A 25,627-nucleotide genomic window follows, 5' to 3' on the forward strand; every position below is an offset into this window, starting at 1 on the left:
CGGCGTGTGCGGGCCGGTAGGCCCGCACACGCCCCGCGCATTAAGGAACCGCCCGTGCCAACCGTTGAAGCAGGAGCAACCCCACGCCGCCGCACCCATGACGCGCTCCTCAAAGACATCGAAGCGGACCTGCGCTCGGGCAAAATCAAGGTCGGCGACCGCCTCCCCGGCGAACGAACACTGGCCGAAAACTACGGCATCTCCCGGGCCTCAGTCCGCGAAGCAATCCGCGTCCTCGACGCCATGGGAATACTGCGAAGCTCCGTCGGATCGGGACCCACCTCTGGTGCAATCGTCGTCTCCGACCCATCCGCCGGACTCTCGTCCGCACTGCGGCTGCACGTAGCCAGCAGCACACTTCCGGTCGCAGACATCGTGGAGACCCGCATCCTCCTCGAAACCTGGACAGCCCGGGCCGGCGCGAACAGAGCCGGTGGCGAGGAAGACCTGGAGCAGGCCGCTCAACTACTGCACGCCATGGACCAACCCGACATAAACCTTGAAACGTTCCATGAGCTGGACGCGAGGTTCCATGTGGCGCTGAGTTCCCTCGCCGGCAACGCAGTGGTGGCCACCATGATGGAATCCCTCAGCGGTGCCATCGTCGGCTACGTCAAAGGCGCGATGAACGCCATGGACGCCTGGCCTGACGTCATTTCCACACTCCGGACCCAGCACCACGGCATCTTCGACGCAGTTCAGGCACGCGACGGAGAACTGGCGGCCCGGCTGCTGCAAGAGCACATCGAATGGTTCCACAAGAAGGCGCAGGAAACCACTGCCACCTAGAGGCCAGGCTGACGCAGTCACGAGCCAAGCGCAGCTGCCCGGTCAGTTACGGTCTGGCATGCAAGCGGGCCATCAGATGGGACGCATCCTTCTGCGCTTGTCTTTTTGCAGCTCTGCCAAATCTTCCTATGTAGCCCGGCCTGCTGCCGGCAGTCATCACGCCGGCAAGGACAACGTACTGGCTCCCGTCCTTGGCTGTCCGTGGTTTATGGGTGAAGGCCGATGTGTGTGCGCTGGGGGATAGGAGCCCCCCGGGCAAGCCCCCTGCGGACGGAACCTTGAACGGTGGACAGGCAGGCAAGCACTTCGGCACTCGGGGGCTGAAAGTCACTTATCCCGCGGGAGTCCGGCGCGGAACCTACCCGGCGGACGGGGGAGCGGCGGTCCCGGCCAATCACTGTTTCGCAGCTCAGAAAACCCTTCCCCTCCCTAAGACATGCCTTGCAGTGCCGCCTCGCCATCGTGGCAGGGGCAATGGTGTGGGCCGCTGGCTAGCGGGTGCTGAGGTCGATGCCGCGGCTTTCGCGTAGCGAGAGCGCTGTGGCAGCGCCGATCAGCAGCAGGACGATCGTGTACACCCCGAAAACGGTGGGGCCGCCGGGGCCGAACCAGATGCTGAACCCGGCCTGGAGGTATGCGGCGGTGCCGCCGAAGGCTGCCACGCAGAGTGCGTACGGGATTGCCACTCCGATGGTGCGGACGGCAGTGGGAAAGAGTTCCGAGTAGACGGCTGGCATGATGGAGGCGGATGCGGCGATGAAGACCAGCATGGCAGACATGGCGAGTCCCAGTTGCATGGCCGAGTTTTGGACGAACCAGGTGGCGGGGAAGAAGGTCAGCGCGCTGCCTATGCCGCTGATCAGGAGGACCGGTTTCCGGCCTATCCGGTCTGAGAGCCGGCCCCACAAGGGCAGGGCCACGATGAAGACCAGGTTGGCTGCCACGCCGGCCCAGAGGGCTTCCGTTGCGTCGATCTTCAGGACGTTGATGGCGTAGGCCGGGGTTGAGACGCCCCAGACATAGTAGGCGACGGTCAGGCCGACGGTGAGGCCGATGACCTGCAGGGCCTGGCGCCAGTGCCGGGCCAGATCGGTGAACAGGCTGCTGTGGGGTGGGGTGGGGTTGCCGGGGACGACAGCGTCATGGGTGGCGGTCCCGGATTCGAAGAGTTCGGACTCTTCCATGCGGGCTCGCATGACCAGAGCGACCAGCCCGAAGACTGCGCCGAGGAGGAAGGGGATGCGCCAGCCGTAGGCGGCCATGGTCGATTCCGGCATGGCAGTGGAGAGGACTGCGCCCAGCAGGGTCCCGAACAGGATGCCGACTGTGCCCGAAGCGTAGATCAGCGATGCCCAGTAGCCGCGGCGGGACGGTGGTGCCATTTCCGAGAGGTAGGTTTGGGCGCTCGGAAGCTCCCCGCCATGCGCGAGGCCCTGGATCAGCCGTGCGATAAGCAGCATGACCGACGCGCCCGCGCCGATCGAGTCGTAGGTGGGGGTCAGTCCGATCGCCAGGGAGCCGAGCGAGGCCAGACCGACGCAGAGCGTCAGTGAGGCCTTGCGGCCTACCTTGTCGCCGATCCAGCCGAAGATAAAACCTCCGAGCGGGCGTGCGACAAACCCGACGGCGAAGATCGCGAGGGTTGCGAGGAAGGCGCTTGAAGTGTCCTGCTTGCTGAACAGTTGGGAGGCAATGAAGGAGGCGAACGTGGCGTAGATGGCCCAGTCGTACCATTCGACGGCGTTCCCGGCGCCGGTGCCAATCAGCGTCTTGAGGATTCGGGACCGCTGGGGCGGGCTCATGCGGGTGGACCCATCGGCCTGCGTGGCCATCTTGGGGCGGGGAGTGGACATGGAAGTCTCCTGGGAAGGGGCGGGGAAGGTAAGCCAGGCTCAGGCGGAGGCGAGGCGATCGAGGGCAAGACGTGCGTAAAGTGCGGCTCCGTCGGCAAGTACGGCGTCGTCGAAGACGGCAAACGGTGAGTGATTGTAGGCCGCTGTGGCGGCGTCGGTGCCGTCGGGGACGGCGGAGAGGAACAGGAATGCGCCCGGCACTTCGGCCAGGACGCGGGAGAAGTCCTCGGAACCTGCCAGCGGGTGGGCCAGCTCGCTGTAGCGCTCGGAGCCGAACAGTTCGTCGACAGTGTGTCGCGCGAAGGCGGACTCGGCTCCGTCGTTGAGGGTCACCGGGTACTCCTCGATGTAGTCGACAGAGACCTCCAGCCCGTGGCCTGCTGCGATGGCTCCCAGCAGCCGCGGAATTGAGGTTTTTAGCCGTGTCTTGGCTTGGGCGGAGAAGGAACGGATGGTGGCTTCGAAGCGGGCCGTGTCAGGGATGACATTGCGCTTGGTGCCGGCCTGCAGCATGCCGACGGAAATCACGACCGGGTCGAACACGTCGAACTGGCGGGTGACCATGGACTGCAGCGCCAGCACCATTTCGGCGGCGACCGTGACCGGGTCTTTGGCAGCGAACGGTGCCGAGCCGTGCCCGCCTGCCCCGTGGACGGTCACGACCAGCCCGTCCGAGGAGCTCATTACCGGGCCCGGACGGGAAAGGAAGGCCCCGCTGTCGCCGAGGGCGCTCATGACGTGCAGTGCGTAGGCGGCGTCCGGGCGGTGTCCGGCGGCATCCAGGACGCCCTCGCGGATCATGACTCCAGCGCCGTCGAAGCCCTCTTCGCCGGGCTGGAACATCAGGACGACGTCGCCGGAGAGGTGGTCCCGCCGGGACGCGAGCAGGTTCGCCGCGCCCACCAGCATCGCTGTGTGCAGGTCGTGGCCACAGCCGTGCATTGCGCCGGGAACCTCGGAGGCATACGCAAGACCTGTCTTCTCCTGTACCGGCAAGGCGTCCATATCACCACGCAGCAACACCACCGGACGCACCGATTCTCCGGCGTTCGATCCCGCTGCTCCCCGCAGCACGGCCGTCACAGACGTGCTGTCCGTGCCCGTGGTGATCTCATAGCCCAGCCCATCGAGGGCGGCGAGGATTTTTTCCTGGCTGCGCGGAAGGTCCAGCCCGACCTCCGGCTCGCGGTGCAGGCGGTGGCGAAGGTCGGCAATCTCGCCGGCCAGGGCGGCAGCATCATCGCGCAGGGCGATGGTCAGGTCGGCGGAGGAAGCGGGACGTGCCACGGCGGGCCCTTTCGCTGGAAAATGGATCCCTTGAGTGTGACGGCCTTCCCCTGACCCACGCTCGATATCGTGAGAAAATTGCAGCCGACCATCTGAAAACCGAAGGATCCTGCATGGAGCTTCCTCCTGATGACCTCGAACTGATTCACGCTCTTCAGCTCGCTCCCCGCGCCACGTGGACCCAGCTCGGATCCGTGCTCCGCCGGCATCCGGCAACCCTTGCCGCCCGCTGGGAACGGCTCCGCGCGGAAGGACAGGCCTGGATCACCGGTCATATCGGCACCGCCGACGGCCAGGGGTGTGTCACTTTCATCGGCCTCGAATGCCGTTCCGGGCACCGGGCGGAAGTACTCGAACGCCTGTGCGCTGTCCCCGAGATCGGAACCGTGGAGGAAGCGGCCCGGGCCTGGGACCTCCGGCTGACCGTCCTCACCCGCAATTGGGAACAGGTGGCCAGGGGCGTGCTGCCAATAGTGCGCACCGATCCCGACATTATGCGCAGCCAAGTGACGCTCGCGACCAGGCTCTACTCGGCCGGAAACAATTGGCGCCTGGACGTGCTGTCCCCTGAGCAGCAACGACGCATAGCTGCCCTGCATCCCGGCGTGACACGTCCGCCCGGCGCAACTCCTCCAACTTTGCCGCAATTAATGACCGTGCTGGCACGGGACGGGCGAGCCTCCGCGGTCGAGATCGCAGCCGAAACGGGCACCCATCCGACCACGGTTGCAAGACACTTGCGCCAGGCATGTGAGACCGGCCTGCTGGCGTTGCGTTGTGAACTAGCCCAGGACTGGTCCGGTTACCCCATAGGGTGCCAATGGTACGTGCGCGTACCGCCCGCCCAGCTGGAGGCGGCAGTAAGTTATCTTCGCTCCTACCGGACCTTAAGGCTTTGTGCCGCCACAACCGGAGACGCCAATCTGACGTTCTATCTCTGGCTACGCACACCGGGTGCCATCGCCGACGTGGAAGCCGGCCTCCAACAGGCTGCACCTGCGGTGCAAGTCATCGAGTCCGACGTCGGGGTCAGAACGCACAAACGTACGGGATGGATGCTGAACGAGGATTCCACCGCCACCGGCGAAGTAATTGTCACCCCGGTCCTGCCCCCAGCACCACCGCTGCACGACCACCGCCGCCACTGAGGGCGCGGCCCCACCATTAGACGGAGCACCGCCCCGACTAGTGGCGGGACGTTTTTGCCGCAGCAAAGACCGCCGCGGCCAGTAACGGGGCCGGTCCGGTGACCGGCCGAGGGGCGCAGTAAGTGCGCCTCGTGGGAGCCCGGTGTCCGGTCCCTGCGGTGATTGTCGTCGATCCATGGAGTTGGTCTATAAGTGTTTCGATGAGGGCCTGTCCAGTCCGTCGAGGTGGTTCCCTGAGTTTCAGGAGGCGTTGAACGTCGAGGCGGCGGGCATGGGGAGCCATCCTTTGAGGTCCTTCACGCATCGTCCGCCTTGGACGATGGCGCCGATGTTGGTCGGGTCTGAGAGCAGGCTGATGTCCGTTAGCGGGTCAATCTCTGTTATGACCAGGTCGGCGAGCTTGCCGGCCTGCAGGGTGCCAAGGTGGTCGTCCAATCTCATCAGTTCCGCCGCGTTTTTGGTGGCTGCGACGATGGCATCCATGGGGGACAGGCCCAGTTCAACCATGTACGCGAGCTCTTTCAAATTCTCGCCGTGGGGACAAACGCCGGCGTCTGTGCCCATGGCGACCTTCACCCCTGCTTTGAGAGCCGCGCCGAGATGTTCGCGGGCGATCCCGGACCACAGCACTTTTTTCTCGTACAGGTAGGCCGGGACCTTCGCGGGGTCCGGGACGCGCAGGGCGGAGCTTAGGGTCGGGACCAGGAAAGCGTCCTGCTCCTGCAGGAGCGCGATAGCTTCAGCATCGATCTCATATCCGTGTTCGATGCTCGTAACCCCTCCACGCAGTGCTTCGAGGATGCCGGCGGCACCCTGGGCGTGTGCCGCGACAGGCTGGCCGCTGCGGCGGGCGGTCTCGTTCCTTATCAGCCGGATCTGGTGTTCAGGAACGCCAAGATCGTGGGGTGTGTCCGAAGGGCTGGAGACGCCGCCTGTGGTGCAGATCTTGATGACGTCGGCCTCGGAGCGAATCAGCGTCCGAACGGCGCGTCGCATTTCGTCGTCAGAATCTACGGTCATCAAGGCCGTCAGTGACATGCTGCTTGCGCCGTTGGGCATGCACGTGTCGGCGTGTCCCCCGGTGGGGGAGAGCACAGCAACCGCCAAATGAAGTCGCGGGCCGAGGATGGTGCCGCCGGCTATCGCTCTGCGGTAGCCGGCGTCGAGGCCGCCGAGGTCCCTGGCTGTGGTGATGCCGGCCATGAGGGTGTCGTGGATGATCCCTGCGGCGGCCAGGACGTGTTCGGACTCGAACCGTGCGGCGCGCTGTGCCGGGGGCGTTTCCAACGATAGCGACAGGTGGACGTGAGTATCGATGAACCCCGGCAGGAGCGTTTTTCCTTTGAGGTCCACGGTCGTTGCTTCAGTATGGTCGTCGGTGTCACGCCGTGGGCCGGCATAGAGGATGCGGTCACCGTCGATAATTACTTCTGCGTCATCGACAGGTGCTGCGCCGGTGCCGTCGATGAGTCTGGCTCCCGTGAGCCTCAGGACGGCCCCGGTGGGTGAGGGGGTCAGGGGAAGTCGTGCTTCGTGCATCACAGTACTGCCTTACGTCGCATCATTATGGTTGGTGTTCTTGGCGTCAGGGGCGCAGTCTTTTGTTTCGGTCAGCGGACCAGGATTCCCATGCCCGGCCCGGTTCCGGTGCCGGTGAAGAAGAATGCGCTGAGAACGAGTACCCAGAGGATCCAGAACACGATGGTGAAGGGGAGCATCCGGCCGATTATCGAACCGATGCCGGCGTCGGGCTCATATTTTCGGAGGAAGGCGAGGATGATGACGAGGTAGGGGTTTAGTGGAGTGAGGGCCTGGGTGGCGGAGTCTCCGACGCGGAAGGCGGCCTGGATAAACCCGGCTTCATAGCCGACCAGGGCGAACATCGGAATGAATACTGCGGCGATGAGGGTCCACAGCGAGGAACCCGACGCGATGAGCAGGTTCAGCAACGAGACCACCACAATGAATGCGATTACGGCACCGAAGCCGGTGAAGTTGACGTCCTGCAGAGTTCGGGCGCCGTTGACCGCGACCCAGGAGGCCAGACCGCTCCAGGTGAACAGGGCCAGGAACTGAGCCATGACGAAGGCCACCACGATGAAGGAAACGGCGTCCTTGACGGACTGGCCCATCATCTCAACTACGGATTGGATCCCAGTGATTTTGCGCAATCGGGCCCCGTACACGATGGAGGGAACGATCAGGACGGTGAACACGAGGAAGATGACTGAACTCAGCAGAGGGGATTTCGGCAGGAACCCGCCTTGCTCGTTGCGCAGCGGTGAGCCTTCGGGCAGGGTCAGTGCCAGCACGCCGGCGACTACGAGCACCAGCGCCAGCCCGGCCCAGCGCAGGGCGCTGCGTTCGGGTGCGGTGACTGCTGCGGATGCCGCTGCATCTCTGTCGTGTTCGGCTGCCTTGCCGGTACCGACGCCCATCCGGTTCAGGCGTGGCTCAAGGATCTTGTCGATGACAAGGCCGCCGGCCACTGTCAGAACGACCGATAGCACCACGTTCAGTGCCAGGTTGGACACCGCCGTCACGGGAAGAACCGCCCCGGCCACTGGTACGGCAGCAGCGTTCGAGATGCCGGCCAGCAAGGCGTCGGTCGACGTGACGAAGGGCGTGCAGCTGAACGCGGCAATGCCGATCGCGTAGGATCCCAGCAGCCCGGCGACCGGGTTGCGTCCTGCAGCTTTGAACACCAGCGCCGCGATCGGCGGAATTACCAGGATCGAGGCGTCAGACATGATGTGTGCGCACAAGGCCACGAGCGCAATCACGTACGGCAGGGCCCATCGCGGTGCCCGGCCCAGCGTCGATTTCACGAGAGTGAGCAGCAGGCCCGTGCGTTCTGCCACGCCGACGGCAAGCAGCAGGGTGACCACTACGCCGAGAGGGGGAAAGGAGATGAAGTTATCGACCGCTGTGGTCATCAGCCAGGCGATGCCCTCGCCGGTGAACAGTCCCTTGACGGGAGTCAACTTGCTGCTGCCGGGAACCTGCGTGTTGACGCCGAACCATGACACAACCGTAGAGACAATGCCGACCCCCAACAGCAAGTAGAGGAACAAGGCGAAAGGCTCAGGCAGCTTGTTGCCGGCGCGTTCTACACCGTCGATAATCCGGGCCCCAAGTCTGCGGCGCGGCTCCGTGGAAGTCTTCAGAGCCATCACAACGCTGACCCTGCATTCGGGAGGCAAAAGGCGACCTGGCCTGCCCGGCGTATCACTGCAACCTGCTTGTCCGCTTTTGCGACGGACTGGAATGATGAGGGGAATCCCATTGGTTCTCCGATGTGGCGTGGGTCATATGGACGAAGGCAAACTCTACGGTCCATAAGAAAATGCTTCCCAAAATGCAGGAAAATAATCCCATGGAAGAAATAGTGCAGCATAGTTCTCCCTTGGCGGAACGGGACATTGAGTTAGTCAACGCCCTCCAAGTGGCACCGCGTGCGCCATGGGAAGACCTGGCTGAGGTCCTGAACGTTCACCCCACGACGCTTTCGCGACGATGGGCGCGGTTGACCGGTGCTGGACTCGCCCGTGTCTCGATCACACCGGGGCCAGAACTTTTGCGGGTCATGGACGTGGCGTTCGTCGAACTGACCTGCCAGAACAACCGCGTCCTGGACGTTGTCGAGAAACTCATTCCGGACCAGCGGCTCATGTCCATCCAGTTCATCGCCGGCCCGGCACATCTTTTGTTGACGATCGCTGCGGCAGAACACAGCCTCTCCACTTTCCTGCTCACTACCATCGGCAGTCTTGACGGGGTGCTGCACTACTCGGTGCGTTCCGTCACCAGCCAGATCCTCGACGCCGGCCGGTGGCACTTCCACGCACTGCCGGCAGCAAAACTGCGCAGCCTGTCCCAACTCCATAAGCAAGCATTTAATGCCGGCGAAGGAGCCGCGGTAAAAATGGATACCGCCAACCAGGCTCTGATGCGTGAGCTCAGTGCTGATGGCCGCGCCAGTCTTCGCGAACTCGCTGCCGTCGCCGGCATATCCCCGGTGGCCGCCGCACGGCGCGTTACCCGACTGGTCGGTGGAAAATACATCACCGTGCGCTGCGACGTCGCCCGACGAGGATCAGGACGCAGCTACAGCGCCATCCTGTGGGGCTCAATACCGCCTGACCGGGTCCCGACCCTGGGTGAAGGACTCCCCGCCCGGGTACCGGCCCTGCGCCTAATGTCATCGGTCACCGGGGCCAACAACATCCACATGGTCGTCTGGCTAAACAACCCCATGGACCTACTCCACGTCGAGCGGCAGCTCCTCCAGTCCGTTGACGGCCTGGCGATCGAGGACCGCCGTATAGTGCTCCGCACCTTTAAATACAACGGCGTAAGACTCAACGACGACGGAACATTTGGCCAGATAGTCCCCATGGCCTACTAGCCATGAAAACGAGAATGCTGGCCCGCTCAGGACTTGCTTGGAACGAACACCCTGATGAACAAGCGGATGTCCGCCGGCGACCATTGGAGTTCGCACGCGAGCTCATCTCCGAACGCACCATCGCCGGCCTCGCGTCAGCCTGCGCCCGTGGCCGGAATGGGGAAGGCCCTACAAAATGACCGCGGCGAAACTCCGGCTCGCTTTGGCGCCCATGGGCAAGCCCGGAACCAAGTCAGCACCCTCTGCACCGAACTCGGGATCACCCGCCAGACCCTGACCGGCATGTATCCCCGACCGGGGAACCCCAGCCCGGGCTGCTGGAGGGAATCGCCGGTACCCTTCAGGTACCCCTCGACGCCACCTTCGAGCTCGTGTCGGCGATCGGAGACGAGATGCCCCTGCTGCAAAGTTTCCTCGAGCGTCAGCGAGAGAGGGATGCGATCTTCGACTACGAATCGGGAGGCGTATTCGTGATCTTCCGACGCCAGTATGCCGAAGGCGACATCGCCTTCTATACCGGTGTCCATGGAGGGTACATCGGGGCCATCAAGGGGCTGTCGAGCGTACCGGCGCACTTCGCCGCTGCCGTGGCTCTCGCTCGGATGGGAAGAAAAGACCGCTGTCTGGTCGACGCGCGGATCGCTTGGCCGAGACTTGCTTTGGACCACCTGTCGAGCCGCTCCCGGGATGGGCGGAACAATTTACGCAGGGATTGAAGACCATCCCTTCCAGGAGAGGACAAGAGTCATTGAGACCGCAACCATGTTTCTAGAGAGCGGATCCACCAAGGCTGCGGCGGAGTCCCTCTATTGCCATCGGAATACGGTGGTCAATCGGTTGGCGAGTCTTCGCGCAGCAACTGGACTGGATCTTCACGTACCGCGGGACGCGGCGCTGGCAACGGTCTTACTCGCGGACGTGGCACCAGAAGCTTAGCCACACGATCAGGCTCTTGGCAGCCACCATGCCCCGGGGCGCGGAGGAAATAACCGATCAGGCAAAGCTAGGACGGTCTCAGTGCTTTGCAACAGCTGTCCTAGTCCAATATCAGGTTCCACTTTTCTGTTCCTCAGTACATTCATTGCCAGTCGCCTTTGCTCTGGCAAGTTCGCCCCCGCGTTCGCATCAGACGTTCACCGCGGCCCGCTGGCTGTTGTCCAGAAGCTATCCCTCGCTACGGAGCTTTTCTAGTCACAGAAGACGTACGGCGATCGGGTGCCAATTTCCACTGGCAACGGTCAGAAATGTGGCTTGTCAGGATAGATGGCGAAATTGCCAGTCAGTTGGCGAGCTGAGGAGCTTGGCCTAGAGGGGAAATCGCCCTGTCCCTTGCTGGCAACGGTGCAGGCGAGCGGACCGAAGTATGCGCCCGCACGAACAGAGCGCCACCAGCTCGCGTTGCCATCGGAGTTGGCGAAAGGCTCGGCTTCAGGGTCGTTCGGGCTTGGTCTCCGGCGCCGATGCCAAGCGACGACCCGATCCAGAGCTGACTATGTGCAAGTTTTCGGGCGATCTCACCAGCGCTCCGCCAACTCGCTGGCAAGATTCGCCAGATCGTTTGGCAATTCGCCAACAAGTCTGGCAAGCCACAAGAAATGTGGCTTGTCAGGATAGATGGCGAAATTGCCAGTTAGTTGGCGAGCTGAGGAGCTTGGCCTAGCGGGGAAATCGCGCTGTCCCTTGCTGGCAACGGTGCAGGCGAGCGGACCGAAGTATGCGCCCGTACGAACAGAGCGCCGCCAGCTCGCGTTGCCATCGGAGTTGGCGAAAGGCTCGGCTTCAGGGTCGTTCGGGCTTGGTCTCCGGCGCCGATGCCAAGCGACGACCCGATCCAGAGCTGACTATGTGCAAGTTTTCGGGCGATCTCACCAGCGCTCCGCCAACTCGCTGGCAAGATTCGCCAGATCGTTTGGCAATTCGCCAACAAGTCTGGCAAGCCACAAGAAATGTGGCTTGTCAGGATAGATGGCGAAATTGCCAGTCAGTTGGCGAGCTGAGGAGCTTGGCCTAGCGGTGAAATCGCGCTGTCCCTTGCTGGCAACGGTGCAGGCGAGCGGACCGAAGTATGCGCCCGTACGAACCGAGCGCCGCCAGCGCGCGTTGCCATCGGAGTTGGCGAAGGCTCGGCTTCAGGGTCGTTCGGGCTTGGTCTCCGGTGCCGATGCCAAGCGACGACCCGATCCAGAGCTGACTATGTGCAAGTTTTCGGGCGATCCCACCAGCGCTCCGCCAACTCGCTGGCAAGATTCGCCAGATCGTTTGGCAATTCGCCAACAAGGCTGGCAAGCCACAAGAAATGCTACGAACAGTGCCTACCAGGGTGTCCTCAACGCCGATAATAAAGATTCCGTCGGGCTGGTGGTGTGCTCCGATGAGTGCAGTCGAGGCTGCGGCAACTCCCGGTAGCATCGGGGGGCATGAGTCAGGAAGAGAACTATATGGAGCACCTGCTGCAGGTAGGGGAGGGGCTTGCCGGGTTGAGCCTGGAGCAGTTGGGGTTCGAGCCGCGACTGGAAGATCTGACGGCGGAGCAGCGCAGCATGCTGGGTCCCGATGACGTTGAATGGATGGAATCGATCACTCAGGAGCGCCGGGACAGGAGCCTGTTCCAGGCGAAGCTTCTGGCGGGTGCGCTTTGGGAGGCCTCTATCATCCTGATCGACCAACTCTTTGAGGATCTCGCCGGCTTGCGGAAGCTTCAGTCCATTGATCGCGAGGACATCGCCAATACCTTCGTTCTATCCTGGTTGCCTCCCGGGCAAGCGCACAAATACGACATTGGCTTCGTCCAACGGTTTGTCGTGATTGCGGTGGACATGACCGGTGCGATGGCCCGCGGCTGGAGCCGTCCTTCCTGTGTCGCCCAGGAGCTGGCGCTGCGCTGCCTTCTTGACCAGGTCGAAGTCATTCAGGACTCGTATGACCTGGACCTGGCTGACGACTGGCGGGGGACACTTGAAGAGCAGATGTTCGAGGATATGGACAGCGATCTGCTTTACCAGAACGCGATGGATGGTTTCGAGAACGATGTTGAGCTGAACCTGCAGTTGGGCTTTGCACCAATGAACGTCCAGGACTGGTTTGAGCCATTCAACGATGCATCCGTCCCGCCCTTTGTCCGCTGACGCGCAGGGGCTGTCTGCTGCAGGCTGATTGGGTCGGAAGTGGCGAAACTCCGGCCAAATAGCGGTTGGCCGAAGTTCCGCGTCCAACACTGCCGGGTCAACCTTGAGATTGGCTGGGAACGACAGCGGTATCCGGCAAAGTCCTGACGAACGGCCCAAAGAGAGCTTCTGGTCCCGGGGGGAGTGGACGGGGTCATTCCTGTCGGGCGTGGCGTAGATACTGGTAGACGGTTTCCCTGCTGATTCCGTAGTCACGGGCGAGGACGACTTTGGGGATGCCGGTGCCGGCGCGCTGGACCAGTTCGGCTGCCCGTTCCGGGGTCAGGGTCTTCTTCCGGCCCTTGTAGACGCCGCGCTGCTGAGCCAGGGCGATGCCTTCGCGCTGACGTTCCCTAATCAAAGACCGTTCAAATTCAGCGAAGGCACCCATGACCGAGAGCATCAGGTTGGCCATGGGGGAGTCCTCGCCGGTGAAGACGAGTTGCTCCTTGAGGAATTCCACCCGCACCCCACGTTTAGTGAGGCCCTGGACCAGGGCGCGCAGGTCATCGAGGTTCCGGGCGAGCCGGTCCATGCTGTGCACTACGACGGTGTCGCCGTCACGGACGAAGCGCAGCAGTTCGGTCAGCTGCGGCCGTGCCGTGTCCCGGCCGGAAGCTTTGTCGGTGAAAACCCTGTCCAGGACCTGGCCATCGAGCTGGCGCAGCTCATTTTGATCCACGGTGCTCACCCGCAGGTAGCCGATGCGCTGACCGTCCACGGCGCCTCCAATCCTCGACCTGTGAGTACGAGTGTCAGCGTCCATACCGAACACGTCAAGACACTTCGTGCCCATGACAGCAACACGACGACAACCCCGCAGGGGAACAAGCCGACCATCGTGTACGTTGCTCTCTGGTCAGGAAAGAAAACGGCACCAGAGAAGAAAAGAGAACCGCCAAACGTGGCTACCGATTACGACGAAGTCCGCTCCGACGTCAAGGAATCTCAGGACAGCTCCCTGGAGGCGCTGAAGTCCGCCAGCGCCCCGGATGCCCGCAGCGTCGTCACTGAGCTCGATGAAGCCGACGCCCTGGACGAAGGCCTGACCCCTGGCGGCGAGATCGTCGCCGAGGAACTCATCGTCCAGGTCATCCCGCAGGGAGCGGACGAGTTCACGTGCTCATCCTGCTTCCTGGTCCGGCACCGGTCCCAGCTGGCCCGCGAAGACAACGGCCGGTCCTACTGCATTGAGTGCGAGGGCTGACGGGCCCGAATCAGACCCCGCGGGCTTGCAACCCCTTTACTAGGCCGTAAATGATGCATTCGATGCAATACGCAGCCTTTAGCTTTACATAAGATCAATTATCGGCGCTTTGGTTGGACGGGTAGATGTAGATGCAACAACGCCGGGTGCCTGCGGCCCGGCCTGACTCCCGTACGTGCCTAGACCAGGTCCAGGCGTTGCCCTATCGTTGGGCATTATCGGTTGTAGGCCGGGGTGAGGCTCCACTGTGGAGGTGCATCATGGGTTTGGTTTCTTCCGGTTTCCGTGGACGCCGCTCCGGGAATCCCGCGCTGCCTCCGGGGCAGCATGAGACGCAGGACTTTCCCGTACTGACGGCAGGGCCTGCTCCGCTTATTCCCCTCGGCGAATGGGAGTTCTTCATCGCCGCGGAGACCGGCCGGCGGCACTCCTGGACCTGGAACGAGTTCATGGCCTTGCCCCAGGAGGAACTCACCCAGGACATTCACTGCGTGACCAGCTGGTCAAAACTGGGAACACAGTGGCGCGGGGTTTCATTGGACACCCTTTTCGAAAGCGTCGAAACTACCAGTGACTTCGCCACAGCCCATTCCTTCGGCGGATACACGACCAACGTTCCGTTGTGGGACCTCTTGGGCGGCAAAGCCTGGGTGGTCTGGGAATTCGATGGCGAACCTCTCAAACGAGCCCACGGCGGCCCGGCCCGGCTTTTAGTGCCGCATCTGTATTTCTGGAAAAGCGCCAAATGGATCCACGGCCTGGAACTGACGGGGGAAGACGTTCCCGGTTTCTGGGAATCGAATGGCTACCATCTGCGCGGGAATCCCTGGCGGGAGGAGCGGTATTCATGAGGCACGTTCCATGAGCACCCAATGGCAGGTCGCCGAAGTCGTAGGCGGAGTACCGGAAAATGACACAGCCCGGACCATCAGGCTGCGGGTGGATGGCTTGACGGGACACCTGGCCGGCCAGCACATCGACATCCGCCTCACCGCCGAGGACGGGTACAGCGCGATCCGCTCCTACTCCGTGGCTTCGGCGGGTATGGACGGACACCTGGAAATCACCGTCGACGAGCTGCCCGATGGTGAAGTGTCGCCTTATCTGGTCCGGGACCTGGCCATTGGGGACAAGTTGGAAATCCGCGGCCCCGTTGGCGGCTGGTTTGTTTGGCGGCCGATTAATCGGAACCGAGTGCAGTTGATCGGGGGAGGGTCAGGTGTGGTGCCGTTGATGTCGATGATCCGCGCCCATCAGGCTTCCAGCAACGAGTCGCCTTTCAGGTTGCTCTATTCCCTCAAATCACCCGAAACTTCGCTCTACCGTGACGAGCTCGCCCGGTTGGACCGGGAATCGGCCAAGCTGATGGTCGACTATATCTATACGCGCTCGACGCCGGAGGGCTGGCCAGTCCCGCCGGCGCGCCTCACATCCGACGCATTTTTGGGCAGGATCTTCCCGCCCGAGGAGAACCCGGATGTTTTCATTTGCGGCCAAACGGTATTCGTAGAGACCGTTGCGGATTGGCTGGTGATGGCCGGCTACCCGGCGGACTCAATAAAGACCGAACGGTTCGGCGGGACGGGAGGCAACCGGTGAACGGCACTGACGATTTCGCTGTCCCCCACCCGGACGACCAAGATATTGCAGCGTCGCTCCACGATCCGATTGCGGACCTTGACGGTAACGCAGCGGCCGGCGCACTGTCGGAACTGTTCCGCATCGACATCATCGCAGCACTCGGACGGTGCAGGCATTGCGGTTCAGTCAGGGCTTTTGGCGAGGCCATGGTGTTCGCCGACGCACCCGGCATTGTGGTCCGCTGCCGCAAATGCCAGGGCGTGCTGCTGAGGTTGGTGGAAACACCAACCCGATATTGGCTTGATCTGAGCGGCCTCAGTTATCTGGAGATCAACCGCGACGAATAGGCCGCAGAATCCGCATTACCCGGGTCAGGGGGATTCCTCGCCCCTTGGTAGCGCCGAAGGTAGCGCCGAAAGCAATGGTCTCGGCCACCCGGAAGCGTCGCGAGGCCTTGTCCATCCTGCGCCAACACCCCCCGGTAGAGTCAGGGGAAAGGTCTGACATCTAAAGGGAGAAGTTCATGACAACCACTGTGGCCGTCCTGGGAACCGGGATCATGGGCGCCGGCATGGCGCGCAACCTCGTCAACGCGGACTTCGATGTGCGGGTCTGGAATCGCAACAGGGACCGGGCCGAGCCGTTGGCAGATGCAGGGGCCCTGATTGCAGACTCTCCCGCCGAGGCCGTCGCGGGCGCAGATGTTGTCCTGACCATGCTCTTTGACGAGGCCGCCGTTTCCGAGGTCATGGCCGAAGCGTTGCCCGCCATGCCGAAAGGATCAGTATGGGTGCAGAGCGGGACACTCGGCCTGGAGGCAACGGAGCGGCTCGCCGCCCAGGCAGCTGCTGCCGGCATCAAGTTCGTCGACGCGCCCGTCATGGGGACCAAGCAGCCCGCGGAGGAGGGCAAGCTCATCATTCTTGCGGCCGGGCCAGGCCGGGTACGCGCCGCTCTTGAACCGGTCTTCGAGGCCATCGCTGCACGCACCGTCTGGGTGGGTGAGCGCCCGGGCGACGGGCACCGGCTCAAGCTGGTGGCGAACGCCTGGGTGGTCTCCCTCGTCGCGGCCGCAGCGCAGTCCATCGACCTCGCCGCACGCCTCGGCCTGGACCCCCAGCTCTTCCTGGACACGATCGCCGGCGGCGCCTCGGACAGCCAGTACGCCCAGACGAAGGGCCGGGCCATGCTCGGCGGCAACCTCGCCGCCAGCTTCCCGCTCGAAGGTGCCGCGAAGGACACCCAGCTCATCCTCGAAGCGATGGAGCAGTCCGGAACCCGCCCGGACCTCATGCAGGCAGTCGCGGGACTGTACGCCGATGCGCTCGCTGCCGGGCATGGCGGGGACGACCTCGCCGCCGTCGTGACGGCGTTCCGCCGCGGCCACGAGGCGGGGTAGCCTACTTCTTCGTCAGCCGGTACCGCTCGATCTGCCGCAGCCGCCGCAGGAGGCTGTCGCGCCGCGGGTGCGGGACGGCGTCGGCCGGTTCAGCGGTGAGGTCGATGTGCTTGGGGCCGTACTGCCACAGCAACAGGTCATCCATCAGCCGGTCCGGGCCGGGGGAGTAGCGGTGGTCCAGGGCCCTGCGGACCTCGGTGATGCGGTTGGCACTGAGCAGCCCGGCCAGCTGGACCGTCTGGTTGAGCCCGTGGGCGGCGAGGAGTTCTGCGGCCCAGCCCCAGTCGTCGTCCACCTTGCGGTCCACGTGAGGGAGCAGCGTGCGCCAAACATCCCGGATCCGGTTCGGCGTGAGCGGCAACGCGCCCTCACCCTCCGTATCCCAGAAGCTTCGCACTTCCTCGTACCGTTCGTGCAGGTCGGCAAAGGCTGATTCCACCGTCTCCAGCATGGCCGCGGTGGCAGTGAACTGCCGGTCGAAATGCGGCGTCCAGGCCCTGGGGTCCTCGGCCTTGAACCGGATGTCGTGCTCAATCTCGCTCCACGCGTGGGCGAAGATGGTGCGGATCTGGCACTCAAAAAAGTAGCTGCCGTTGGGCTGCAGGTCCGGGTTAAAGACCTGCTGGTACTCCTTCACGGCCTCGTTCTGGATGGTCCGCAGGATCAGGTGCCGGCTCGAGTACCCGTACGTGCCGGACTCGATGGATCCGATGTCCTTCTCCCGGTCGCCGCGGCAGTCGAACAGCTGCCGCTGGCGCTTGATGATGTTGGCCACCGCCGCATTCTCCGCCGGCAGCTTGGTGATCACGCGGATGCCCACCATGTCATTGAGAGTCCGGAACGGATCCGGGAACTTCAGCAGCCGCGGCCCGCCCGGCTCCAGCGGCTCCTCGGTGCGGGAAATCTTCTCCTTGAACGATTCCACCGTCTTGGTCCGTCCGGTGACGAACAGCGGCGTCACCTCGGTGTCCTTGAGCATGTCCCGCAGGACCAGCAGGACATCCCGGGTAACCAGTTTCAGGGCAGGCCGGACGCGCTCGTAGATCTCCACGTTGTGCTGCACCGACTCGCGCAGCGTCGCGTCCAGGCTTTCCCAGTTACTCGGCATGATCCCAGCTTACGGCGGGGGTCCGACAGGAAGCCTTACGTTTCGCTCGACGTCGACCCGCGCACCACCAGCGAACTCTCCAGCGTCAGTTCCTCCTGCGCCAGAGCCTGCCCCTCCATCAGCCGGCGCAGCTGCTCCCCGGCCTTCAGCCCCAGCAACTCTGCGGGCAGGTGCACACTCGTCAGGCCCGGGCTGCTGGTGGCCGAGTAGGGCAGGTCATCAAAGCCCGCCACGGCCAGCTCCTCCGGAATGCGGAGCCCCTCCACGCGCGCTTCCTGCAGCACACCGTAGGCATGGGTGTCGGTGGCGCAGACGACGGCGGTTACCCCCGCGCGCTGCCAGCCCGGCCAGGCTGCGGCGAACGCAGCGGCCGCCTCGCCGACGTCGATGGTGGTGGCCGGAATGTGGTCCGGGTCCACCGCCATTCCCCGCGCGGCGGCCTCAGCCAGGAAGGCCTCCCGGCGGATGGTGAACGTGGCCGTCCCGGTCACGCTGTCCAGGTACGCCACGCGTTCGTGGCCCGCTCCGGCCAGGTGCGCCGCCAGCTCCCGGGCGCCGTGCGCAACGTCCAGGTTTACCGCCGGCGCGTACTTTTCCAGGCCGGGCGCGTCCAGCAGGACGAGCGGGCCTGCAACGGACAGGTCCGCCAGGAATCCGGCGTTCGGCGCGTCAACCAGCAGCCCCGCCGGTCGAAGGGACATCAGCTTCCGGACGTCGTCGGCCTTGGGGAACTCACCGGAATCCGTGACAGACAGCAGCAGCTGGTAGTTCGGCCCCAGCGATTCCCGCACCCCGCCGATCACCTTGGCGAAGAAGGGGTTGGAAATGTCCGGCGCCACCAGGATCACGATTGAACTGACGCCTTTGGCCAGCGAGCTGCCGATTCCGTCCACCACGTAACCGAGCTCGGCTATGGCCTCCCGCACCCGGGAGATGTTGTCCTCGGACACGCGGCCCGCCGTCTTTCCGTTCGCCACCAGGGACACCGTGGCCACCGAGACCCCTGCCCGGGCGGCCACCATGGCTGCCGTGATCCGGCGGGGCCGGGCCCGCTGCTGCACCTGTTCCCCGGAATCCATACTTCGATCCTAGTCGCCGCACGGCTCTCCAGGAGCGGCAGGGCATCAAGCGTTTGACGTGCGGCAATGCCAAGCTAGCGTTAAGCGTTTGACGTAACGCACGAAACCCTGCCATGATCACTCCCGGAATACTGAACCCCTGCCTCCCGGGCAGGCCCCAATGACGTGGAGCACCATCGTGGAACCCAATCCCCAAGCGAACCAGCAAGAACCCCGGAAGATCATCCTGGACTGCGACCCCGGCCATGATGACGCCGTGGCCCTCCTGCTGGCACACGGCAACCCCAACATCGAACTGCTGGCCGTCACCACCGTGGTGGGCAACCAGACCCTCGAAAAAGTCACCCGCAACGCCCTGGCCGTCGGCACCATCGCCGGCATCACCGGCGTCCCCTTCGCCGCCGGTTGCCCCCGCCCCCTCGTCCGCAGCATCGAAACCGCGCCGGACATCCACGGCGACAGCGGCATGGACGGCCCGGAACTCCCGCCGTCGAAAATCGAACTGGACCCGCGCCACGCGGTCGACCTCATCATCGACACCGTCATGGCGCACGAACCCGGCACCGTCACCCTCGTCCCCACCGCCGGCCTGACCAACATCGCCATGGCCGCCCGCAAGGAACCGCGCATCGTGGACCGCGTCAAGGAAGTGGTCCTCATGGGCGGCGGCTACCACGTGGGCAACTGGAGCGCCGTGGCCGAGTTCAACATCATCATCGACCCCGAGGCCGCGCACATCGTCTTCAACGAGAAGTGGCCCGTGGTGATGGTGGGGCTGGACCTCACCCACCAGGCGCTGGCCACCCCGGACGTCGTGGAAAAGATCGCCGCCATCGGCACCACGCCGGCTAAATTCGTCACCGAGCTGATGGACTTCTTCGCCCACACCTACAAGGACGCCCAGGGCTTCGACTACCCGCCCGTCCACGACCCCTGCGCCGTCGCCTACGTCATCGACCCCGGCATCGTCAGCACCCGCAAAGTGCCGGTCAACATCGAACTCCAGGGCAGCCTCACCCTGGGCATGACCGTCGCCGACTTCCGCGCCCCGGCGCCGGCCGACTGCCACACCAGCGTGGCCGTGGACCTGGACCACGCGCGGTTCTGGGAGCTGGTCACCGACGCGCTGGTCCGCATCGGCGAGCCGGGCACCGGCGACATGAACAACAAAGGCAACGCGTCCGACGTCGAGCTTAACGAAGGTGCCCGGCTCACCGCAGGAGGGGTCAAGTAAATGACGACCGCAACCCTGGCTGAAACCAAGACCGGCCGCGGCAACACCGCCGCCCTCATGACGGCGCTGCTGGCGGCCTGCGTGGCCTTCCAGCTCAACGCCTCCATGCTCAGCCCCGCCCTGGTGACCATGGGCGAGGAACTCAAGACCGACCAGGCCGTCATCGGCCTCTCCCAGACCTGGTTCTTCACCGCCGCCGCGTTGTTCTCCCTGTTCCTGCCCCGGCTCAGCGACATCGTGGGCCGCAGGAAGGTGCTGGTGGGCATGATGCTGCTGATGGCCGTCGGCTCCGTCATCGCGGCCGTTGCCCCGGACGTCACCTGGCTCTTCGTGGGCCGCATCATCCAGGGCGTGAGCGGCCCCACCGTCCCGCTCTGCCTGATCATGCTGCGCTCCGCCGTCAGCAACCCCCGCAAGTACGGCACCCTGATGGGCCTCATCACCGCCGTCAACGGCGGTGTGGCCGGCGTCGATTCGTTTGTGGGCGGCTACTTCGCCGAGCACTTCGGCTTCCGCAGCATCTTCTGGCTCATGGTGGTCCTGGCCGTCGCGGCCACCGCCCTCATCCTGTTCCTCGCCGCCGAAAGCAAGCCTGCGGCCGGAACCCGCATGGACTGGCTGGGCGTCTTCTTCATTGTGGTGGCCGTGGGCGCCCTGCTGACCGCCCTGAACGAAGGCTCCAAGCTGGTGGCCGGATTTAACCCAGGCGTGCTGCTCCTTAGCCTGGTGCTTGTGCTCGTTTCAGCCGTGGCGTTCTTCGCCTTCTGGCGCACCGAACAGCGGGCTTCGCAGCCGATGGTGGAAACCCTGCACCTGCGCCAGCGTTCCACCTGGGCGCCGCTGCTCACCACCACGCTGACCATGACCGGCATCTTCGCGGTGATCAACGGCATTGTCCCTGCCTACGTGCAAGCCGCCGCTCCCGGCTTCGGCGTCGGCCCCACCGAGATGTCGCTGATCATCCTCACCCCGTACGCCCTGCTTGGCTGGGTGGTGGGGCCGCTCAGCGGCAAGCTGGCACCGGTCCTCGGCTACACCAAGGTGCTGCGGATCGGCCTCCTCGGCAGCATCGCCGCGCTCGCCGTCGTCGCGTTCCTGGGCCTGGACAGCCTGCCGATGATGGTCGCCGGCACGGTCTTGCTGGGCATCATGTACGCCGGTACGGTCAACATCATGCTCAACGGACTCGGCGTTGTCCTCTCGCCCGCCGGCAACCCCGGCTTCCTCCCCGGCATGAACGCCGGGGCCTTCAACCTGGGCGCGGGCCTGAGCTTCCTCATCCTGCCCGCCGTGCTGGTGGCGACAACCTCTCTCGGCGACGCGAAGGCCTCGTACCTCACCGTCGTGCTCGTCGGCCTTGCCCTGACCGTCGCCGCGTTCGCCGCGTCGCTGCTGATCCCCAAGCCCGTTGAAGCTGAGGTGGGCGCATGAGTGCCGCGGCTTCCGGCAGCACTTCTCACGGCAGCACTTCTCACGGCAATACAGGCCGGATCGTCGTCGTCGGCTCCCTCAATGCCGACCTGACGATCTACTGCGAACGCCTTCCGCAGCCGGGCGAGACGGTGCACGGCAACGGGTTCGCCGTGAACCCCGGCGGCAAGAGCGCCAACCAGGCCGTGGCTGCGGGCCGGCTGGGCGGGCACGTGAGCCTGGTGGGTGCCGTGGGCGATGACCCCCACGGCGACATGCTCCTGGCATCCGTGGCCGGCGCGGGCGTGGACGTAGGGCATGTGCGGACCTCCAGCGAGCCCACCGGTGTTGCCGTGATCGCCGTCGACGCCGGCGGTGAAAACAACATCATCATTACCGCCGGTGCCAACGGGACGCTGTCCCCGAAGGACGTCGCGGAGGCCGCCGATGTGCTGGAGGCCGCCGCCGTGGTGAGCCTCTGCCTGGAAGTCGGCACGGAGACGGTGCTGGCCGCGGCGCAGGCAGGGCACGACGCCGGCGCGCAGGTTTTGCTGAACCTCTCGCCGTATGCGGAGATTCCCTCAGGGCTGGCCGGGTTGACCGACGTCCTGCTGGTGAACGCCCACGAGGCCGCGCTGTTCCTGGGTTCTTCGGTTCCGGGGGCCGACGCGCCCGCCGATAACTGGGATGCCGTGCGGGCGCGGTTTGCTGGGCGCGGCATCGAGCAGGTTGTGGTGACCTTGGGCTCGAAGGGTTCCGTGGTGCTGGACTCGCAGGCCCCCGCGGAAAGCCGCGTCACCTTCGTCCAGCCCACCACGGTTTCCGCAGTGGACACCACCGGCGCCGGGGATGCCTTCACCGGAGCGGTGGCCGTGCGGCTGGCCGCTGGTGATGCGCTCGCCGATGCCGCCGCGTTCGCCTCCGTGGCCGCGGCGATGGCGACCACCCGCAAAGGCACCCAGGCGGCATACCCGGAAGCGGCCGACGTCGAACGCCGCCTCCGGGCGTCCTAGTGGATGTGAGCCTAAGCGTGCGCCCGGACCTGCACTGAGGCGCGCTCCACCGGCGGGCAGTGGATGCGGGCCGGCCCCTCGGCGGCAGCATCGATGCCCAGGAGCATCCGTACTCCCGCGGCGCCGAGCTCATAGTGCGGCAATGCCACCGTGGACAGCGGCGGGCGGAGGTGAGCGGCGATGACCTCCTGGTTGTCGAAGCCCACCACCGCCATATCGTCCGGGATGGATAGGCCCTGTTCGCGCAGGCCGTCGTACAGGCCCATCGCCATCCGGTCGTTGTAGCAGTACACCGCGGAGGCTCCGCGCTTCAGCAACCCGGCGGTAGCCAGGTAGCCGCCCTCCTGGTCCGGATAAGCCTCCATCACCAGGTCCGGGTCGAACGGGATGCCCGCATTCTCCAGCGCCTTCCGGTACCCCTGCAGCCGCCCGTCCTTGGCCGGGGCCGGAATGGTGGCGTTGATGAAGGCGATCCGCCGGTGGCCGTGGGCCAGCAGGATTTCCGTGGCGGAGCGGCCGCCCTGGACCTCGTCCGGGACCACCGCGCGTGCCCCCTGCTCGCTGGAGAAGCAGTTCACCAGCACAAAGTCCGCTTCCCGCAGCGGTGCGGGGACATCGGTCTGGCGGTGGAACCACGTGGAGTACAGGATCCCCCGCACCTTGTACTCCAGCATCATGCTGATGGCGTCCCGCTCCAGCTCGCTGTTCCCCTCGGTGTTGGCGATCAGGAGCGCGTAGCCGTGCTTCCACGCTTCATCCTGGGCGCCGTGGATGATCTGGCCGGCGAAAGGGGTGGTGGCGACGCCGTCGGCCACCAGCCCAATGAACTTCGAGGTTCCGCTGACCAGGGTCTTCGCCATCGCGTTGGGCCGGTAGCCCAGGGCGCGGATGGCGTCCTTGACCCGCTGGCGGGTTTCCTCCGCGATCCGGGCGTCCTTCTTCTTGTTGACCACCAGGGACACAGTGGCCGTTGACACTCCGGCGGCTTCCGCCACTTCGCGGAGGGTCACCGGATGGGCCCGCTCCGGCGCTTTCGGCGAGGGGCTGCCCGGCCCGGCCGCGGACTGATCCGCGGCATTCTCCTTTGAACTCATCTGCCCTCCTTCAGGAGTATATCCAGCGGCCGGCGTGTCATCCCTTGGTCGCCCCGCTTTCAAGGCCCTGGATCATGGCCTTGTTGAGCACCAGGAACACCAGCAGCAGCGGGGTGATCGTCACGCAGACGGCGGCGAACGTGGCCGTCCAGTCCACCTTGCCCATGGCGCCGATGTAGTTCTGCAGGCCCAAGGGGATGGTCTTCAGCTCCTCCGAGAGGACGAACGTGTTGGCGAAGATGAAGTCGTTCCAAATGAAGATGCTGTTGACCAGCACCACGGTGACCACGGTGTTCAGGGACAGCGGCAGCGTGATCAGCCCGAAGATCCGGTACGGTCCCGCGCCGTCCAGGGACGCGGCCTCGTACGTTTCCTTCGGGATGTATTCGTAGAACGAAGAGAACAGGTACACGGACATGGGCAGGGAGAACCCGGCCAGCGGGATGATCATCGACTGGTAGGTGTCCAGCAGGTCCACCTTCGAGTAGTCGATGAACAGTGGGACCAGGGCGATCTGGACCGGCACGATGATGCCGATCAGGAACAGCCCGCGGACCAGTCTGCTGAACCGGAACCCGAGTACCTGGATGGCGTAGGCGGCCATCATGCCCAGCAGGACGATCAGGACGTTGGCGCCCATGGTCACCACGAAGCTGTTGAGGATGTTCTGTCCGAGGTTGCCGGTCTCAAACGCCCTGGCGTAGTTCTCCCACGTGAGTGAGCCGGGCAGGGCGAACGGGTCCCCGGTGGCGAAGTCATGCTCGCTGCGCAGGCTGGTCAGGAACAGCCAGGCGAGCGGGTAGACCTGCACGATCACGATCAGCATGACCAGCACGCGGGACAAGGTGTGGAACAGGTCCGGCCGGCGCTTGCGGCGCCGGGGAGCCGGCCTGGAAGGTACGACGGCGGGCGGCCGGGTGGGCGGGGCTGCCTGGATGGTCATGCGTCTGCCTTCCGCTTGAGCAGGAACAGGATGAGGCCGACGGCCACGAGGCACTCGACCACGATGAACACCGAAATGGTGCTCGCGTAGCCGAAGTCCGTGCTGGTGAATGCCGTCTTGTACATGTAGGTGGTGAGCAGCTCGGAGGACTGTCCCGGGCCGCCGTTGGTCATCAGGTAGGGGATGTCGAAGCCGCGCAGGCCGTAGGTGGTGGCCATGATGGTGGTGGTGATCCAGACCGGGCGGATATAGGGGAAGCGGATCTTGGTGAACAGGGTCCACCGGGAGGCGCCGTCCAGCACCGCCGCCTCCTCCAGTTCCTTGGGCACCGCGAGCAGCGCCGCATAGATGATGAGCATGTAGAGCCCCGTGAAGCGCCAGCCTTCAGGCGCCGAGACGGCCGCCAGCACCGTGTTCACGTCCGAGAGCCACGGGCGCTCCAGGCCGCCCAGGCCAACCCAGGCGAACAGCTGGTTGAGCAGGCCCACCGGCTCCAGCGAGTAGATCCGCACGAACAGGAAGGCGATGGCCACCGTGGAGATCACGGCCGGCAGCAGGTAGAGGGTCTTGACCAGTTCCCGGCCCCGGCGGAGCGAGGTGAGGAGGCTGGCCACCACCAGGGCGCCGCCGAGCTGCAGGACCAGGCAGATGGCCAGGTACACCAGGGCGTTCGCGAAGGCCCGCCAGAAGATGTCGTCACCGGTGAACATCCTCAGGTAGTTGGCCAGGCCCACGAACTCCATGTCGCTGATGCCGTTCCACGAAAAGAAGCTCAGGAACAGGGACTGGAGGATGGGGAACAGGACCGCTGCGCCGTAGAGCAGCAGCGGCGGGAGCAGGAAGACCAGGACCGAGGTCCTCGATCTGTTGGGAAGCATCCGGGTGGGTTGCATGGCGGGGCCTTTCGGGC

General features: G+C 64.6%; 24 protein-coding genes and 1 pseudogene. 15 read left to right on the forward strand and 10 right to left on the reverse strand.

All coding sequences use genetic code 11. The features are described 5' to 3' along the window. The first annotated feature begins 54 nt into the window (after positions 1–54). A complete protein-coding gene (locus K4G53_RS05975; RefSeq protein WP_221384565.1) occupies positions 55–789 on the forward strand; it encodes a FadR/GntR family transcriptional regulator in 735 nt (244 codons plus the stop codon). A gap of 491 nt (positions 790–1,280) precedes the next feature. Here K4G53_RS05975 and K4G53_RS05980 read toward each other — a convergent pair whose 3' ends face one another. Both K4G53_RS05980 and K4G53_RS05985 read right to left on the reverse strand, forming a co-directional pair. After that, complete coding sequence (locus K4G53_RS05980) at positions 1,281–2,591, reverse strand: MFS transporter (protein ID WP_260323357.1); 1,311 nt, start codon at positions 2,589–2,591, stop codon at positions 1,281–1,283. A 90-nt stretch (positions 2,592–2,681) separates the two neighbouring features. Further along, positions 2,682–3,896, reverse strand: coding sequence for a M20 family metallopeptidase (locus K4G53_RS05985; protein WP_374200991.1), 1,215 nt, complete (start codon positions 3,894–3,896; stop codon positions 2,682–2,684). Positions 3,897–4,042: 146 nt separating this feature from the next. On the opposite strand from K4G53_RS05985, the gene K4G53_RS05990 reads away from it, so the two are divergent. After that, positions 4,043–5,077, forward strand: a complete 1,035-nt coding sequence (locus K4G53_RS05990; RefSeq protein WP_221384567.1) for an Lrp/AsnC family transcriptional regulator — start codon at positions 4,043–4,045, stop codon at positions 5,075–5,077. A 240-nt stretch (positions 5,078–5,317) separates the two neighbouring features. Here the strand turns inward: K4G53_RS05990 and K4G53_RS05995 are convergent, their stop codons facing one another. Beyond that, positions 5,318–6,616, reverse strand: coding sequence for an amidohydrolase family protein (locus K4G53_RS05995; protein ID WP_221384568.1), 1,299 nt, complete (start codon positions 6,614–6,616; stop codon positions 5,318–5,320). A gap of 71 nt (positions 6,617–6,687) precedes the next feature. Continuing rightward, on the reverse strand, positions 6,688–8,250 hold the full coding sequence (locus tag K4G53_RS06000; protein ID WP_221384569.1) for an AbgT family transporter: 1,563 nt from the start codon (positions 8,248–8,250) through the stop codon (positions 6,688–6,690). A gap of 203 nt (positions 8,251–8,453) precedes the next feature. Between K4G53_RS06000 and K4G53_RS06005 the strand changes: the two genes are divergently transcribed. The 5 genes and pseudogenes from K4G53_RS06005 to K4G53_RS06020 all read left to right on the forward strand — a co-directional run bounded on the left by K4G53_RS06005 (position 8,454) and on the right by K4G53_RS06020 (position 12,610). Beyond that, positions 8,454–9,485, forward strand: a complete 1,032-nt coding sequence (locus K4G53_RS06005) for an Lrp/AsnC family transcriptional regulator (protein ID WP_221384570.1) — start codon at positions 8,454–8,456, stop codon at positions 9,483–9,485. A gap of 86 nt (positions 9,486–9,571) precedes the next feature. Next, positions 9,572–9,796, forward strand: a pseudogene (locus K4G53_RS21260) (recombinase family protein); the annotation flags it as partial. 60 nt (positions 9,797–9,856) lie between these two features. Continuing rightward, positions 9,857–10,201: a hypothetical protein gene (locus K4G53_RS06010; protein WP_221384571.1), complete on the forward strand. Its 345-nt coding sequence runs from the start codon at positions 9,857–9,859 to the stop codon at positions 10,199–10,201. Further along, positions 10,173–10,421, forward strand: a complete 249-nt coding sequence (locus tag K4G53_RS21520; RefSeq protein WP_363936611.1) for a helix-turn-helix domain-containing protein — start codon at positions 10,173–10,175, stop codon at positions 10,419–10,421. Before K4G53_RS06010 ends, K4G53_RS21520 begins: the two co-directional genes overlap by 29 nt. Positions 10,422–11,902: 1,481 nt before the next feature. Next, complete coding sequence (locus K4G53_RS06020) at positions 11,903–12,610, forward strand: hypothetical protein (protein WP_221384573.1); 708 nt, start codon at positions 11,903–11,905, stop codon at positions 12,608–12,610. 193 nt (positions 12,611–12,803) lie between these two features. Here the strand turns inward: K4G53_RS06020 and K4G53_RS06025 are convergent, their stop codons facing one another. Next, on the reverse strand, positions 12,804–13,370 hold the full coding sequence (locus tag K4G53_RS06025; protein ID WP_013599279.1) for a recombinase family protein: 567 nt from the start codon (positions 13,368–13,370) through the stop codon (positions 12,804–12,806). A 183-nt stretch (positions 13,371–13,553) separates the two neighbouring features. On the opposite strand from K4G53_RS06025, the gene K4G53_RS06030 reads away from it, so the two are divergent. From K4G53_RS06030 to K4G53_RS06050, 5 genes are all read left to right on the forward strand, one after another. After that, positions 13,554–13,856: a DUF4193 domain-containing protein gene (locus K4G53_RS06030; RefSeq protein ID WP_013599278.1), complete on the forward strand. Its 303-nt coding sequence runs from the start codon at positions 13,554–13,556 to the stop codon at positions 13,854–13,856. Positions 13,857–14,116: 260 nt separating this feature from the next. Then, the gene (locus K4G53_RS06035; protein WP_221384779.1) at positions 14,117–14,707 is read left to right on the forward strand and encodes a molybdopterin-dependent oxidoreductase; all 591 of its coding nucleotides are present in this window, start codon (positions 14,117–14,119) and stop codon (positions 14,705–14,707) included. Between the two features lie 10 nt (positions 14,708–14,717). Beyond that, positions 14,718–15,455, forward strand: a complete 738-nt coding sequence (locus tag K4G53_RS06040; protein ID WP_221384574.1) for a ferredoxin reductase — start codon at positions 14,718–14,720, stop codon at positions 15,453–15,455. Continuing rightward, positions 15,452–15,784, forward strand: coding sequence for a DUF6510 family protein (locus K4G53_RS21265; RefSeq protein WP_308287830.1), 333 nt, complete (start codon positions 15,452–15,454; stop codon positions 15,782–15,784). The genes K4G53_RS06040 and K4G53_RS21265 overlap by 4 nt, the downstream gene beginning before the upstream one ends. A gap of 176 nt (positions 15,785–15,960) precedes the next feature. Further along, on the forward strand, positions 15,961–16,836 hold the full coding sequence (locus tag K4G53_RS06050; protein ID WP_260323297.1) for an NAD(P)-dependent oxidoreductase: 876 nt from the start codon (positions 15,961–15,963) through the stop codon (positions 16,834–16,836). 1 nt (position 16,837) lies between these two features. Here the strand turns inward: K4G53_RS06050 and K4G53_RS06055 are convergent, their stop codons facing one another. Beyond that, positions 16,838–17,944: a GTP pyrophosphokinase family protein gene (locus K4G53_RS06055; RefSeq protein ID WP_221384575.1), complete on the reverse strand. Its 1,107-nt coding sequence runs from the start codon at positions 17,942–17,944 to the stop codon at positions 16,838–16,840. A 35-nt stretch (positions 17,945–17,979) separates the two neighbouring features. Continuing rightward, on the reverse strand, positions 17,980–18,966 hold the full coding sequence (locus tag K4G53_RS06060) for a LacI family DNA-binding transcriptional regulator (protein WP_374226151.1): 987 nt from the start codon (positions 18,964–18,966) through the stop codon (positions 17,980–17,982). Between the two features lie 217 nt (positions 18,967–19,183). Here K4G53_RS06060 and K4G53_RS06065 point away from each other — a divergent pair, with 217 nt between their 5' ends. From K4G53_RS06065 to K4G53_RS06075, 3 genes are read left to right on the forward strand one after another with little or no spacing between them, the layout of a single operon-like run. Then, complete coding sequence (locus K4G53_RS06065; protein WP_221384577.1) at positions 19,184–20,257, forward strand: nucleoside hydrolase; 1,074 nt, start codon at positions 19,184–19,186, stop codon at positions 20,255–20,257. Next, positions 20,258–21,688, forward strand: coding sequence for an MFS transporter (locus tag K4G53_RS06070; RefSeq protein WP_221384578.1), 1,431 nt, complete (start codon positions 20,258–20,260; stop codon positions 21,686–21,688). After that, the gene (locus K4G53_RS06075) at positions 21,685–22,680 is read left to right on the forward strand and encodes a ribokinase (protein WP_221384579.1); all 996 of its coding nucleotides are present in this window, start codon (positions 21,685–21,687) and stop codon (positions 22,678–22,680) included. Before K4G53_RS06070 ends, K4G53_RS06075 begins: the two co-directional genes overlap by 4 nt. An 11-nt stretch (positions 22,681–22,691) precedes the next feature. Here the strand turns inward: K4G53_RS06075 and K4G53_RS06080 are convergent, their stop codons facing one another. From K4G53_RS06080 to K4G53_RS06090, 3 genes are read right to left on the reverse strand one after another with little or no spacing between them, the layout of a single operon-like run. Beyond that, a complete protein-coding gene (locus K4G53_RS06080; RefSeq protein WP_221384580.1) occupies positions 22,692–23,774 on the reverse strand; it encodes a LacI family DNA-binding transcriptional regulator in 1,083 nt (360 codons plus the stop codon). 37 nt (positions 23,775–23,811) lie between these two features. Next, complete coding sequence (locus K4G53_RS06085) at positions 23,812–24,717, reverse strand: carbohydrate ABC transporter permease (protein ID WP_221384581.1); 906 nt, start codon at positions 24,715–24,717, stop codon at positions 23,812–23,814. After that, positions 24,714–25,595, reverse strand: a complete 882-nt coding sequence (locus K4G53_RS06090; protein ID WP_221384782.1) for a carbohydrate ABC transporter permease — start codon at positions 25,593–25,595, stop codon at positions 24,714–24,716. Before K4G53_RS06090 ends, K4G53_RS06085 begins: the two co-directional genes overlap by 4 nt. Between the last annotated feature and the right edge of the window lie 32 nt (positions 25,596–25,627).

This window comes from Arthrobacter sp. MAHUQ-56 (assembly GCF_019710585.1).
Classification (GTDB): Bacteria; Actinomycetota; Actinomycetes; order Actinomycetales; family Micrococcaceae; genus Arthrobacter.

What these genes read in the sequence shown, in the direction of transcription:
- K4G53_RS21520 (WP_363936611.1), top strand. Translation starts at nt 10,173, where the DNA reads ATGGGCGGAACAATTTACGCAGGGATTGAAGACCATCCCTTCCAGGAG.
- K4G53_RS05980 (WP_260323357.1), bottom strand. Translation starts at nt 2,591, where the DNA reads ATGAGCCCGCCCCAGCGGTCCCGAATCCTCAAGACGCTGATTGGCACC.
- K4G53_RS06035 (WP_221384779.1), top strand. Translation starts at nt 14,117, where the DNA reads ATGGGTTTGGTTTCTTCCGGTTTCCGTGGACGCCGCTCCGGGAATCCC.
- K4G53_RS06085 (WP_221384581.1), bottom strand. Translation starts at nt 24,717, where the DNA reads ATGACCATCCAGGCAGCCCCGCCCACCCGGCCGCCCGCCGTCGTACCT.
- K4G53_RS06070 (WP_221384578.1), top strand. Translation starts at nt 20,258, where the DNA reads ATGACGACCGCAACCCTGGCTGAAACCAAGACCGGCCGCGGCAACACC.
- K4G53_RS06020 (WP_221384573.1), top strand. Translation starts at nt 11,903, where the DNA reads ATGAGTCAGGAAGAGAACTATATGGAGCACCTGCTGCAGGTAGGGGAG.
- K4G53_RS06090 (WP_221384782.1), bottom strand. Translation starts at nt 25,595, where the DNA reads ATGCTTCCCAACAGATCGAGGACCTCGGTCCTGGTCTTCCTGCTCCCG.
- K4G53_RS06040 (WP_221384574.1), top strand. Translation starts at nt 14,718, where the DNA reads ATGAGCACCCAATGGCAGGTCGCCGAAGTCGTAGGCGGAGTACCGGAA.
- K4G53_RS06065 (WP_221384577.1), top strand. Translation starts at nt 19,184, where the DNA reads ATGACGTGGAGCACCATCGTGGAACCCAATCCCCAAGCGAACCAGCAA.
- K4G53_RS06050 (WP_260323297.1), top strand. Translation starts at nt 15,961, where the DNA reads ATGACAACCACTGTGGCCGTCCTGGGAACCGGGATCATGGGCGCCGGC.
- K4G53_RS06080 (WP_221384580.1), bottom strand. Translation starts at nt 23,774, where the DNA reads ATGAGTTCAAAGGAGAATGCCGCGGATCAGTCCGCGGCCGGGCCGGGC.
- K4G53_RS06075 (WP_221384579.1), top strand. Translation starts at nt 21,685, where the DNA reads ATGAGTGCCGCGGCTTCCGGCAGCACTTCTCACGGCAGCACTTCTCAC.
- K4G53_RS06005 (WP_221384570.1), top strand. Translation starts at nt 8,454, where the DNA reads ATGGAAGAAATAGTGCAGCATAGTTCTCCCTTGGCGGAACGGGACATT.
- K4G53_RS06055 (WP_221384575.1), bottom strand. Translation starts at nt 17,944, where the DNA reads ATGCCGAGTAACTGGGAAAGCCTGGACGCGACGCTGCGCGAGTCGGTG.
- K4G53_RS05995 (WP_221384568.1), bottom strand. Translation starts at nt 6,616, where the DNA reads ATGCACGAAGCACGACTTCCCCTGACCCCCTCACCCACCGGGGCCGTC.
- K4G53_RS05990 (WP_221384567.1), top strand. Translation starts at nt 4,043, where the DNA reads ATGGAGCTTCCTCCTGATGACCTCGAACTGATTCACGCTCTTCAGCTC.
- K4G53_RS06000 (WP_221384569.1), bottom strand. Translation starts at nt 8,250, where the DNA reads ATGGCTCTGAAGACTTCCACGGAGCCGCGCCGCAGACTTGGGGCCCGG.
- K4G53_RS06060 (WP_374226151.1), bottom strand. Translation starts at nt 18,966, where the DNA reads ATGGTGGCCGCCCGGGCAGGGGTCTCGGTGGCCACGGTGTCCCTGGTG.